Raw genomic sequence first — 11,993 nt, forward strand, 5'->3', positions numbered from 1 at the left:
CATCTGCCGTGAAGAAGGCTCTGGTACGCGGGAAATGGTACTCAATTATCTGGTTGAGCATGGTTATTCAGATGGTTGGGATGTCTGTATGGAGCTTGGTAGCCCGGAAGCAATCAAGGGCGCAGTTCAGGCGGGTATGGGTTTGTCGATCATGTCTTCATCCGGCATTACCAAAGAACTCAAGCTGGGGCTGCTCAAGGCCGTGCCGCTGAGCCCGCGTCTGTACCGTGATTTTTCTTTTGTCCGGCAGCGGCACACGTTCCGTCTGCCGGCAATGGAGGATTTGCTGGAATTCTCGCGGGATTACTGCAGTAACAGCTCGCCGATGCAGGATCTGGAAAGCATTCAGACGAATACCGCAAGTTGACCTGATTGTTCTTGGACGCTGAGTGGCTGGTCGAACGGTAATCCCTCTTCCGCGTTGATCAACAGTAAAAACCACCCTGATACGGTGGTTTTTTGTATCTGGGGTTAAAACAGCAGGCAATAAAAAACCCCGGAGCTATCCGGGGTTTTTGCGCTAGCCGGTGGAGACCACCAGCTGAGTCGGATCAGAAGCCGCCGTGTGCGCCCGCTTCCATCATCTTGTACATTGAATCACGTACGTGCTGCGCGTTGGATTTGAACGGCTCAGGCATGTTCTTGCCGCCATGGACGAACATGTCCATGTTCAGGCCATACAGCCAGTAACGGCCTTCCTTGTCTTCAACTACAGCGATACGGCAAGGCAGGTAGGCTGAAAAATAGGGGCTGAAATCGACAGCCTGACGTGCAATGGATGGGCTGCAATACTGATAGATCATCAGGTAGCGTTGTTTTTCACCCGTTTCCAGTTCAAGCTGCTTGGACAAAGGCATTTCACCTACGTTTTTCAGACCGGTACCGACAGAAGCCGATTCGATACTGTTTTTGATATCGTCAGGGCTTAAGCCTTTATCTACTTCCATGCGCCAAACGGTGGCCGCGCCCAGGTCGCCGCCACTGCTAACAAAGCGGTCATACATGCCGCTGTAGATGTCCATTGCTTGCGGGTCGAGTTTGTCTTTGATCGACAAAAAGCCGCAGCCAGAAAGTGAAATGATCGCCACACCCAGTACAGATGCTTTCAAGAGATTACGCATTGACTCACCCCGTTTGTTTGTTTCTATCTATGTAGCCTGTTCATTGTTACTGCATTAGTAAACGCTGACAAACTGATTTAGTTCATCAAGAATAAACACGGTTAATATAGCGAACTGCTAATAAACCCAGTTCAGCACCTGGATTCTACACTTTTATGAAATCTGATGGGGTTGGTTTTTAGATCCCCCTGTTCGAGGATAAATCCTCTAGAATCGAACCCATCGATACATTCACGCGAAGGCCATATGCAAACCCAGCTGATCGTAAATCTGTTCGGTCCGATGGACGCATCCCATCTGGCCGATCTTCTGGCCTTGATTCAACAGCAGCAATGTCGCGCCCAGGATAGCCACATGTTGTCGTTCGAGCAGTGCATGGCGGTGGCCCTGCGTATTTGCGGCAACTGGGATCGTGTGAGCCGTGTCGACTCGGCCTTGCGCGAGTTCGCCGAGCGGGGCGGTATCGATATCCAGATTCAGCACGAGCAAGCCGAACCCCGACGCGAGCCTGTACTGCCTTATGTCGTCGATGCCATCGGGTTGGAATCCGCTGATCTTGCTGCCGTGATCACCCGATTTCTCGCCCGACAGGAGGCAGGTATTCGTGAACTGTCCACGCGGGCTTATCGGCCCGCCCGCAGTAGCGAGCGATTGATCGAATTGCGCGCGCAGATTGAAATTCCCGCCCGCTGCCATCTGGGTCAATTAAAGTCGGATTTTTTTGATCTATGCGATACCCTAAATCTTGATGCGGCTATCGAGCCGGAACGGCGTCCTTGATCAGATTTTGTTGATGAACGGAGAAAAAAATGGCTGAGTTGACTGTGGGTTCCGCCGTGCCTTCATTTGCTGGTATCACGACGAAGGGAGAACAAATAACCAAGCAGACCTATTCGGGCAAGTGGGTGGTGCTCTACTTCTATCCTCGCGACAATACACCGGGTTGTACGACTGAGGCGCAGGATTTCCAACGCTTGTTGCCGGAGTTCGAACAGGCTGATGCCGTCATCGTTGGCGTGTCGAACGATAATGCCGAGAGTCACGCCCGATTCTGTGCAAAGCAGGGGCTGACATTCCCGTTGATTGCCGATACGGAGCAAACGGTCTCACGGGTGTTTGACGTGATTCGTGAAAAGAAAATGTATGGCAAGACCTTTGAGGGCATCGAGCGCAGTACTTTTTTGATCTCCCCGGATGGACAGGTTCATGCCGTATGGCGCAAAGTGAAGGTGCCCGGCCATGCCGAGGCGGTTCTGGCGACCATTCGGGACGCCCGATGAGAGGTGCCCGAGGATTTTATTTTTGCAATCAGCCTGGGAGGCCGAGTATTCGATGATTAATAACACGCGCCAGAGAAAGTGCCTGTTTGTACTGGATACAAATGTATTGATGCACGATCCGACGTCGATTTTCCGTTTCATGGAGCATGATATTTATCTGCCAATGATGGTGATTGAAGAGCTGGATAACGGCAAGAAAGGCACCAGCGAAACTGCGCGTAATGTGCGTCAGGTCAGTCGTTTTCTGGACGATTTGTTGCGGGACGCGGATCTGGGAAATATCAACCAGGGATTGCCGATTCAAAGCCCCTTGCTGTCGAAAAACAATGAGCGGTCCCCGGAAGTCGGGCGCCTGTTCCTGCAAACCGAGAGTGAGTCGATTGAGCTGCCCGCAAACATGCCGGGTGGCCGCCCGGACAATCAAATTCTGGGCGTCACCTTGGCATTGCGTCATCGGATCACCGATCGGGATGTCATCCTGGTGTCCAAAGACATCAACCTGCGCATCAAGGCGACCGCCTTGGGCCTCAAGGCCGAGGATTACCATAACGATCAGGTGCTGGACGACGTATCGCTCCTGCATAGCGGGATCGTGCAGTTGACCGATGATTTCTGGGATAACCACGGCAAGGCGCTGGAATCCTGGCAGGAAGAAGGGCGGGCATTCTATCGGGTGCATGGTCCGCAGACGTCCGAATGGTATGTGAATCTGTGCATGTTCATCGAGGGTGCAACGCCTTTTTCCGGCATCGTGCGCGAGATTGCCGCCGATGGATCGGCGGTGGTCGAGAGTGCGATTAATTTTCAGCACGAACGGCAATCCGTCTGGGGCATCACGGCACGCAATCGCGAGCAGAGTTTTGCCCTGAATCATCTGATGGACCCCGAAGTGGATTTCGTCACCTTGCTGGGGCAGGCGGGTACCGGGAAGACGCTTTTGACACTGGCAGCCGCGTTGGCGCTCACATTGGAAAAGAACCGGTACAGCGAGATCATCATGACGCGGGTCACGATTCCGGTAGGTGAAGACATCGGTTTTCTCCCGGGCACTGAAGAGGAAAAAATGACGCCGTGGATGGGGGCATTGATGGATAACCTCGAGGTGCTCTCCAAAACCGATTCCAGTAGTGATGGTGGTGGTTGGGAGCGGGCAGCGACGAATGACCTGCTGCGTTCACGAATCAAGATCCGCTCACTCAATTTCATGCGCGGGCGCACCTTTCAGAACAAGTTTGTCATTATCGACGAAGCGCAGAACCTCACCGCCAAGCAGATGCGTACCTTGATCACGCGGGCGGGCCCGGGCACGAAAATGGTTTGTCTGGGCAACGTGGCGCAAATCGATACGCCGTATTTGACCGAAACCTCGTCCGGTTTGACCTTTGTGGTTGATCGCTTCAAAGGCTGGCCGCACGGTGCTCACATCACGCTGGCGCGCGGCGAGCGTTCACGTCTGGCGGAACACGCGGCTGAGGTACTGTAAATTGCCAAGCTGATTCCAGATTCCTATTTGGATTCAGGGTGTTAAAAAGCCCCCGTCGATGTTTGGCGGGGGCTTTTGTTTGTACGTTCCTTAGGTGGCATGACCGCACATCATCCCGGCAAACTCAGGCTGACCGGCCAACCAACTGAAGTGTGTCACTTTCCGCTCAATCAGGATGATTGCTTGTCCGGTACAAACTTCAGTACATTGCCGTTAATGCAGTAGCGCTTTCCGGTTGGTGGCGGTCCATCGTCGAACACGTGTCCGAGATGAATGCCCGAACTGGTACTGATCACTTCGACGCGATGCATGCCGTAGGCATTGTCTTCCTTGAGTGTGATGGCGCCGGGTACCGGGTTGAAAAAACTCGGCCAGCCGGTGCCACTGTCAAATTTGGCATCGCTGCGGAATAACGGGGCACCGGTGATCGGGTCCACGAACATGCCGGGACGTTTTTCATCCAGATGCGAGCCTGTGAACGGACGTTCCGTACCATCTTCAAAGGCGATTCTGCGCTGCTCTGGCGTGAGCAGCTGGTAGCCCAGCCACTTCCAGAATCGATCCTTTTCACCGTTATAGCCGGTGTAGCGGGATATTTCCTTGCCTTGCTCGAACAGCACGATCGTCGGGGTGGCGAAAAGTGCCTTGCTCAATGTCCAGCCCTCGGGCGGGTGTGGGTTGAGTGTGGTGATGATTGGTACTTCGGAGCGCCAGCCATTGAGCACATCTGCCTTGAATTGTTTGCAGAATGGGCAATCTTCCGCCTCGAATACGATCAGTTGCCGAGTGAAATTCAGTGTATTGGCCGAAAGCTGAGGCGGTTGTGGATGCGTTGCCTGTCCTGATTGGGTGCCCCGAAAAACCCCATCCTTGGGATTTTTCGAGGTGCCCAATTGTGGGTAGGCCACACTGGTGCCGCCCAGTCCACAATAACCATTGGGATTCTTTTTCAGATAGTTCTGATGGTATTCCTCGGCGGTATTGTAGTTGCGTAGTGGGGCGATCTCGGTGGTTATAGATGGATGGCCCGCCTTGGTGAGCGCGGCTTGATACGCATCACGCGTGGACAGTGCCACCGCCTTCTGATCTTCCGTCGTGTAATAAATCGCGCTGCGGTAGTTGCTGCCGACATCATTGCCTTGACGGTCGCCTTGGGTCGGGTCGTGATTCTCCCAAAATTTGATGAGTATAGTTTTAAGGTCCACCCGTGCCGGATCGAAACTGACCTTTACGACTTCGGCGTGATTACGTGCCGTATTGGCCCCTCGTCGGCTTGCACGTTCCTCATTGAGTATGTCGTTGTAGCCGACTTTTGGTGCATCGCCGCCGGCATAACCCACCTCAACATGGACGACACCGGGAATTTCAGACATCCGCTTTTCGGCGCCCCAGAAACACCCCATCCCGAGTACGATGGATTCCGTGGTGGCCCTGGTTGCCGTGGTATCCGCAGTGGACGCCGCGAAGGGGATACCCAGCATCAATATCCCCAACAACACCAGTAACTTCTGTTTGATCTTAATCAGAGGGTTCTTAAACATATCGTTTCCTCAGTTCTGTGAAGGTTGGGCCGTTCTTTTGTTCGGACTGAGCCGGGATGATTTCTCGGGCAGTCAGCGGCTTGCTCATCGGTGGTTTTTCCGGTCGGTGTTTTCTGGAAACCAGCGCATTATTGCGGGGAGATCTGGTTGTAAACTGCGAGCGCCACTCGCGCCAGTTCGTTGCGGTTCGTACCTGCGGAAATGGCATAGCCCATGCCGTTGTCAATCCAGTAGAACACGCCGATCGGTCCTTCTTCTGCGAAGTGGAAAGCCGTGTCCTGTTTGTCCTGCCGCTCACTTGAGACATACAGCGTCAGGCGTTGACCTTTTGTGTCGTGGTACATGAACTGAGCGACGGGACCTTTAGCTCCCGGCAGCAAGCGCCCCCCGATCAACTCATACCCCTGTGCCTGAAGGCTTGGGGGCTTGAGCTTGACACCCAGCCGTTTGGAGAGCCAGCTCACCAGTTGGGCTTCCTGATCGGCGCCAATTTCGACTGGTCGACGGGTATCCGGGCTGTAAACGGCATGCGCTACGGCCGCTCGCCTAGCCAACCGTTGGCCTACAGTGGCCCGAGGTGTGTCGGGTGTCTCGGTCATCTGAGGTATCTGAGCCACCATCGGTGGGCCGCCGCGCAGTTCCCAGCCCAGCATTGTGCCCAAGAGCCCACCCAGGCCGATCCAGATCACCATGGCGGCAGCTCGCCACCGCAATCCGTGTAGCGATGTCCGGGGTGATCGGCGCAGCTGTGTGGGGATCGGCTCGTTCAAAGCGGGTTTGAGTAGCGCGCGCAGTTGCTCGTTCTGGCGGCGATACTCGGCCAAACGGGCGGCTTCCGCCGGATGCATGGCAAGGTAGGCATCGATCTCAGCACGGCGGGAAGGGGTCAACCGATCATCCACATAGGCTTGCAGATCGGTCTCGGAAATGGGAGGTCTGCTCATTTGATTATCTTCATTGGCGCCGTTAAAGAAGCACTGTGGCCCGATGTGCGGCAGGGAACGGAGGAGGAGGTAAGTGGCATATCGCCATCCATGAGTTCGCGTAGCCGCGCCCGGGCACGCGACAGGCGAGACATCACCGTCCCGAGCGGGACGCCCAAGGTGCGGGACACATCCTGATAGGATAATTGCTCTACCGCCACCAGCAGTAACACCGAGCGTTGGTCTTCAGTTAGATGCAACAAAGCATCCTGTAGATTTTGCATGACGAGCATATCTTCCTGTCTGGGCGCTATGCCTACCTCGAAATCCACGTCGTCCAGCGATTGGGTCTGGATTTGGCCCCGGCGGGCCTGATCCACATGCAGGTTGTGCATGATGCCGAACAGCCAGGGACGCAGATCGCTGCCCCAGCGCCAGAAATGAATCTTGCGCCAGGCCCGCTCAAGGGTGTCTTGCACCAAGTCATCTGCCGCAGCGTGATGACCGCCAAGCAGCACCCGTGCATAACGGCGTAATCGCGGGATGCAGGCTTCAATTTCCGCATCCAGGTTCATGCACATGCCTCTATTGATTCTTGGATCATCAGGAGTTCCCTTGTACGGCGCCCCAGAAGGGGAATGCGCCCACTGCAATCTTCTTTTCAAGTGTCAATGTGCGTGCGTTGACAATCGCCAGGGCATTGTCTTTTGTCAGTGCGACATAAAGCCAACGGCTGTCTTTGCTGGTGCGAATGCCATGCGGGCCATTGCCGCTGCCGTCGCTACCATGACAACCGGCACAGGTCTCCAATTTCTCCTTGCAGAGATTGAGATTGCCTTTGTTTGATTCACCAGCGTTAGCGGTGTTGCTCGTCGTGATGAGCGATAAACTGAGTGCCAGTTTGGATAGCTTCACTGAGGGCTCCTTATTCGTGTGGATCAATGAATGCGATCGTCATGAGAGTGCTGCCTCTTGGGTCTGCATGGAGGCATTGTTGCGGATCGATAGCGTCAATGGCGTATCGCGCTATCAGTACGCACTTCCCGTTGCCAGTTTGGGTGCGATTTGCCAGGTTTCGGCAATCAGCTTGTCTCCACGGTAGGTGAGAACGTAACGCACTTTGATCGTTGCCTTACCAGAGAACACTACGTTGGCTGTTACGGTTGTACCTTTCGGGTTGCCCGCTTCCTCAATGTGTTCGACCTTCACTTTCATTGCACCTTGAGCCTTGGTGAATTTTTCCCAGACGTCGCGGATCGCCTGCGCGCCAGTGTAATCACCATCCAGCGGACCGCCGATCCAGTAGAAACGACTATCTGCGGTATAGTCTTGAGCAATTAAATTGACATTACTCGCGCCAATCGCATCGAAATGCTCCTTGGCATTATCGACTGGCCCGGCGAAAGCAGTTGTGGCAGCCATCAGGCCGGCAACCAAAGCCGAAGAGACGTAATAGGATTGTGTAAAAATCGATTTCATTTCATAACTTCCCAATCAAAAAATAAACCCAAGTCGGGCGACTTCGACGTCCAACACGTCACATCAAGGTATACGGGAGGCAGTTGGTGGTTATTCCCACCACTTGAAAATATTTTTGGATTAGCTGTGTCGCGCACGGTAATAAGCGAGTAGCTCATCCGGTTCGAAACGCAGCTATTAGCTGATTCAGGGGCAAGGGTAGGGGTAGGGGTAGGGGGCGGGTTGCGCGCAGAGCAAATTGACTATATTGCCGCTTTACCCGACCACATGAACATCAATCGCATGGAGATTGTGCCCGTATGGCAGGCTTGGGGCAGTATGCCATCCACCTGGAATCGTGAGGTTCCTTAATCACATCCGTGCGATAAAACAGGAACTTGGTGTATCCGGTCCGTACCCATGGGATGTAACCCGTCGATATGGAATCAGATCGTGCGATCTGGTGCCACTTACCCAGATCGGATGAGTGGCGCAATAGTCTATTATGTCGAGTGCCTTCGAAAAGGATTCCGAAGGGCAATCAGTCCAGTTCCTGACGTAATTTGTGGGCGACGGCAACCATGGCTTCCAACGAGGGAATGACTTCGGCCCAGCCACGGGTTTTCAGGCCGCAATCGGGGTTGATCCATAAACGTTCGGCCGGGATTTTTTCCAGTGCGAGTCGAACGCGCGGTTCGATCTCTTCCACGGTCGGAATCTGCGGCGCATGAATATCGTAGATGCCGGGCCCGATGGCGTTGGGATAGTGGAAGTCTGAAAAGGCATCCAGCAGTTTCATGTTCGAACGCGTGGTTTCGATGGTGATGACATCGGCATCCAGCGCAGCGATCGATTCGATGATGTCATTGAATTCGCTGTAACACATGTGGGTATGGATCTGGACGTCTTTCGGCGCATCGGCCACGGCGTGCTTGAAGGACCGGACGGCCCAGGCGAGGTAGGCGCTCCAATCTTTTTTTCGCAGCGGCAAGCCTTCGCGGAACGCGGGTTCATCGACTTGAATCATGCCGATGCCGGCAGCGGCGAGATCGTTTATCTCTTGTCGTAACGCCTCGGCAATCTGGTAGCACACGGCCTCGCGGGAAAGATCATCGCGCACGAACGACCAGAACAGAATCGTCACCGGGCCGGTCAACATGCCCTTGACCGGGTGCTGGCTCAGCGATTGTGCATAGCGTGCCCACGCTACCGTCATCGGGTGACTGCGTTGCACATCGCCCCAGATAATGGGCGGTTTGACGCAACGCGAACCGTAGGACTGCACCCAGCCTTCCTGGGTGAAGGCAAAGCCATCGAGCTGCTCGCCGAAGTATTCGACCATGTCGTTGCGCTCGGCTTCGCCATGCACCAGCACATCCAGACCAATCTTTTCCTGAATCTCGATCACATGGCGGATTTCCGCCTTCATGCTGGACTCGTATTGTTCCTCGGAGCGTTCCCGGTTTTTGAATGCCTTGCGTGCCGCACGGATTTCATGCGTCTGCGGGAAAGAACCGATGGTCGTGGTCGGCAGCAGCGGCAGGTTGAAACGTGCCTGCTGTGCCGCTGCCCGTGCTGCGAACGCTTCGCTGCGGTTAGGCTCGGTTGCGGCAATCGCCTCTGTCTTGGCCCGTACGGTGGATGAATTGCGATCCGGCTGGCGGTCGAGTTCGGCGCGTGCCGAAGCCGCCTGATTGAGTTCCAGGGCGATACTGTCCCAACCGTCGCTCAGCCCTCGGGCCAGCAGATTCAGTTCGGTGAGTTTTTGGCGGGCATAGCTTAAGTTATTGCGCAGAAACTCCGGGAGTTTTGTCTCGAAGGTGGCGTCCAGCGGAAGATGCAGCAAGGAGCAGGACGGGGCCAGCCACAGGCGTTCCTTAAGACGGGCATACACGGGTGCCAATCGCTGCAACATAGGCGCCAGATCGGCGCGCCAGATCGAGCGTCCATCGAGAATGCCGATGGAAAGCACTTTATAATCCGGCAGACGGTCGGCCACGGCAATCAGATCGCGTGTCATCGTCGCGTCAATGTGCAGACCATCCACCGGAAGATTGGCGGCGAGCGCCACATTGCCGTTCAAATCGCCGAAATAGGTGGTCAGCAGGAGCTTGATTCCGGGTACTTTGAGACGATGATAGGTCGGTTCGAAGGCTTGCAGCCAGTCAGCGGGCAGATCAAGCGTCAAAATGGGCTCGTCGATCTGCACCCAGGCAACACCGAGGGTTTTGAGCTCGTTCAACAACAACTGATACCCGGCGGCCAGCGCTTCGGCCTTGGCGAGCCTGTCGGCTTCATCCAGACCACGGCACAGATAGAGGAAGGTCAGCGGACCGACCAGAACGGGCTTGGCCGCCGGATTCGCCGCCAACGCCTCGCGCACGAGATCAAGATAGCGTGCGGCATCCAGCGTAATGGGTTGATCCGCTTCCAGTTCCGGCACGAGGTAGTGATAGTTGCTGTTGAACCATTTTTTCATCGCCAGTGGGGCGATGTTCTGCCCAGCGACATTTTTGCCGCGGCCGAGTGTGAACAGGTTGTCCAGCGTGTTGGCCGTGCTGCCGAAGCGGTGTGGCACTTGCCCGAACAACAGGGCGGTGTCGGCCATGTGGTCGTAAAACGAAAAGTCGCCGACGGGCGGATGGGTGATACCAGCCTCTTTGTGGGCGTAGAATGTTTGCGCGCGCACGCTTTTTGCGGTCGCTTGCAGCGCTTGGGCAGACGATTCGCCCCGCCAGTGCGATTCCAGTGCCCACTTGAGTGCGCGGCGTTCGCCAATACGGGGGAACCCCAAGGTATGCGTGATGATGTTTGATGAAGTACTCATGTCATTAATTCCGTAAAGTGGCGTGTATGATTAACAACATTCACGATACGCGAACTAAAAATGATTTTGGTTGATGATATTTGTATGAAATGATGAGCTCAAAGCATGAAGTCTGCGAGCCAGACGATCGGACTGTTTGTCTTCGGGCCATTCACAAAAGTTTATGGAGTGTTTGAAATGGGTTGGTTGATAACGAAGTATCTGGTCACGGCCGGTGTGATCATCCTTGTATCCGAAATGGCCAAACGCAGTGACAAGCTCGGTGGCTTGCTCGGCGCGTTACCGCTGGTGACCATTATGGCCTTGATCTGGCTGCATGTCGGGCAGCAGTCGGAGGAAAAAATCGCGAATCACGCCTGGTATACCTTCTGGTATGTGATTCCGACCTTGCCGATGTTCCTGGTTTTTCCAGCCTTGTTGCAGCGCATCGGTTTCTGGCCGACGCTCATCGTCTGCATTGTTCTGACCATGGTGATTTTCGGCGCATTCGCGCTCGTTATGCGGCGTTTCGGGGTGGACCTGCTTTGACATAGTTAGGTCGTTATCGCGCCAACAAAACTTCGTACCCCGGAAAAGACAAAGCCTTCAGGTTGTCGGTGGCTTTTCGGCTGGGGATGATCACGGCATCCACAGAAAACCATCATCACAACGCGATCCCGACCCATACATACCGCTGGGGCAGTAGGCGCCACTCTTATGAAAACAGTCGGGTATATTTATCAACTCAACTGCGTCACCTGCGCTTGAGTTGTCTGGCCAAAGGTGAGGCAGAGAACGGCCCATTAAAGGTTCTGTGTACAGCGCAAGACTCGTACTGCGCCCCTTTACAACCCATCGCCGGAAGGGCGATACCGACCATTTCGCCCATTGAGTGATGCGTCAAATCAGACTGGTTGCAATATACTGATAAATCAATGTACTTACTCAAGGATCGTTTATGTTTCTTTCCAAAAACACAGTCAATATTTTCCAAGTAATTGTTGTTTCCCTGATGTCAGTTTTTGGCGGTTCAGTCGCGTTGGTTTATGCCGACAGCTCAAACACTCATTACGTTGCGACAAGGCTTGCTGGCGCGAATCAAGATGGATTTAAGGATGGAATTGGTACGTCCGCCTTATTTGCGAGACCTGAAGGCTTGGCAGTTGACGCCAATGGCGGTATCTATGTTGCCGACTCTGATAACAACAGAATACGCAAGATTACCCCATCCGGTGTGGTAACGACTCTGGCTGGATCTGGCGAGATGGGCGATAAAAATGGTATTCGAAGAGTAGCCTCATTTAGCAATCCGGGAGATGTGGCCATAGATGCTCACGGTGATATTTATGTTGCTGATTTCGGCAATATAGAAATTCGCAAA

12 protein-coding genes and 1 pseudogene are annotated in these 11,993 nt (G+C 54.4%); 6 read left to right on the top strand and 7 right to left on the bottom strand.

Annotated elements, in window-relative coordinates; all coding sequences use genetic code 11:
* Positions 1–367, top strand: a 367-nt coding sequence (locus M7R55_RS10400) for a LysR substrate-binding domain-containing protein (protein ID WP_298220342.1), incomplete at its 5' end; no start/stop codon positions are given.
* Between the two features lie 184 nt (positions 368–551).
* On the opposite strand, the gene M7R55_RS10405 is transcribed toward M7R55_RS10400, so the two are convergent.
* Entirely contained in the window at positions 552–1,121 is a 570-nt protein-coding gene (locus M7R55_RS10405; RefSeq protein ID WP_298220343.1) for a DUF302 domain-containing protein, read from the bottom strand.
* Between the two features lie 246 nt (positions 1,122–1,367).
* On the opposite strand from M7R55_RS10405, the gene M7R55_RS10410 reads away from it, so the two are divergent.
* The 3 genes from M7R55_RS10410 to M7R55_RS10420 are packed head-to-tail and all read left to right on the top strand — an operon-like array spanning position 1,368 to position 3,884.
* Entirely contained in the window at positions 1,368–1,901 is a 534-nt protein-coding gene (locus M7R55_RS10410; RefSeq protein ID WP_298220344.1) for an ACT domain-containing protein, read from the top strand.
* Between the two features lie 29 nt (positions 1,902–1,930).
* Entirely contained in the window at positions 1,931–2,401 is a 471-nt protein-coding gene (locus tag M7R55_RS10415) for a peroxiredoxin (protein ID WP_298220345.1), read from the top strand.
* 52 nt (positions 2,402–2,453) lie between these two features.
* Positions 2,454–3,884: a PhoH family protein gene (locus M7R55_RS10420; protein ID WP_298220352.1), complete on the top strand. Its 1,431-nt coding sequence runs from the start codon at positions 2,454–2,456 to the stop codon at positions 3,882–3,884.
* 170 nt (positions 3,885–4,054) lie between these two features.
* Here M7R55_RS10420 and msrA read toward each other — a convergent pair whose 3' ends face one another.
* From msrA to metE, 6 genes are all read right to left on the bottom strand, one after another.
* Positions 4,055–5,425: a peptide-methionine (S)-S-oxide reductase MsrA gene (gene msrA / locus M7R55_RS10425; RefSeq protein ID WP_366881185.1), complete on the bottom strand. Its 1,371-nt coding sequence runs from the start codon at positions 5,423–5,425 to the stop codon at positions 4,055–4,057.
* A gap of 128 nt (positions 5,426–5,553) precedes the next feature.
* Entirely contained in the window at positions 5,554–6,369 is an 816-nt protein-coding gene (locus M7R55_RS10430) for an anti-sigma factor (RefSeq protein ID WP_298220346.1), read from the bottom strand.
* Positions 6,366–6,923 carry an RNA polymerase sigma factor gene (locus tag M7R55_RS10435; protein WP_298220347.1) on the bottom strand — a complete coding sequence of 186 codons (558 nt, stop codon included), beginning with the start codon at positions 6,921–6,923 and terminating at the stop codon, positions 6,366–6,368. Before M7R55_RS10435 ends, M7R55_RS10430 begins: the two co-directional genes overlap by 4 nt.
* 28 nt (positions 6,924–6,951) lie before the next feature.
* The gene (locus M7R55_RS10440; protein ID WP_298220348.1) at positions 6,952–7,263 is read right to left on the bottom strand and encodes a hypothetical protein; all 312 of its coding nucleotides are present in this window, start codon (positions 7,261–7,263) and stop codon (positions 6,952–6,954) included.
* A gap of 114 nt (positions 7,264–7,377) precedes the next feature.
* Positions 7,378–7,827 (bottom strand): nuclear transport factor 2 family protein, encoded by a 450-nt coding sequence (locus M7R55_RS10445; protein WP_298220349.1) that lies wholly within the window; start codon positions 7,825–7,827, stop codon positions 7,378–7,380.
* A 520-nt stretch (positions 7,828–8,347) separates the two neighbouring features.
* Positions 8,348–10,633 carry a 5-methyltetrahydropteroyltriglutamate--homocysteine S-methyltransferase gene (metE, locus tag M7R55_RS10450; protein WP_298220350.1) on the bottom strand — a complete coding sequence of 762 codons (2,286 nt, stop codon included), beginning with the start codon at positions 10,631–10,633 and terminating at the stop codon, positions 8,348–8,350.
* A 105-nt stretch (positions 10,634–10,738) separates the two neighbouring features.
* On the opposite strand from metE, the gene M7R55_RS10455 reads away from it, so the two are divergent.
* Both M7R55_RS10455 and M7R55_RS10460 read left to right on the top strand, forming a co-directional pair.
* Complete coding sequence (locus tag M7R55_RS10455) at positions 10,739–11,161, top strand: DUF3147 family protein (protein ID WP_298220351.1); 423 nt, start codon at positions 10,739–10,741, stop codon at positions 11,159–11,161.
* 409 nt (positions 11,162–11,570) lie between these two features.
* Positions 11,571–11,993 (top strand): annotated as a pseudogene (locus tag M7R55_RS10460) (hypothetical protein); the annotation flags it as partial.

Origin of the sequence: Halothiobacillus sp., assembly GCF_027346185.1 — a bacterium.
Classification (GTDB): domain Bacteria; phylum Pseudomonadota; class Gammaproteobacteria; order Halothiobacillales; family Halothiobacillaceae; genus Halothiobacillus.

Bases quoted from the DNA above. Each gene is read 5' to 3' on its own strand.
- M7R55_RS10430 (WP_298220346.1), bottom strand. From the start codon at position 6,369: ATGAGCAGACCTCCCATTTCCGAGACCGATCTGCAAGCCTATGTGGAT.
- M7R55_RS10420 (WP_298220352.1), top strand. From the start codon at position 2,454: ATGATTAATAACACGCGCCAGAGAAAGTGCCTGTTTGTACTGGATACA.
- M7R55_RS10455 (WP_298220351.1), top strand. From the start codon at position 10,739: ATGAAGTCTGCGAGCCAGACGATCGGACTGTTTGTCTTCGGGCCATTC.
- M7R55_RS10410 (WP_298220344.1), top strand. From the start codon at position 1,368: ATGCAAACCCAGCTGATCGTAAATCTGTTCGGTCCGATGGACGCATCC.
- metE (WP_298220350.1), bottom strand. From the start codon at position 10,633: ATGAGTACTTCATCAAACATCATCACGCATACCTTGGGGTTCCCCCGT.
- M7R55_RS10435 (WP_298220347.1), bottom strand. From the start codon at position 6,923: ATGAACCTGGATGCGGAAATTGAAGCCTGCATCCCGCGATTACGCCGT.
- M7R55_RS10415 (WP_298220345.1), top strand. From the start codon at position 1,931: ATGGCTGAGTTGACTGTGGGTTCCGCCGTGCCTTCATTTGCTGGTATC.
- M7R55_RS10405 (WP_298220343.1), bottom strand. From the start codon at position 1,121: ATGCGTAATCTCTTGAAAGCATCTGTACTGGGTGTGGCGATCATTTCA.
- msrA (WP_366881185.1), bottom strand. From the start codon at position 5,425: ATGTTTAAGAACCCTCTGATTAAGATCAAACAGAAGTTACTGGTGTTG.
- M7R55_RS10445 (WP_298220349.1), bottom strand. From the start codon at position 7,827: ATGAAATCGATTTTTACACAATCCTATTACGTCTCTTCGGCTTTGGTT.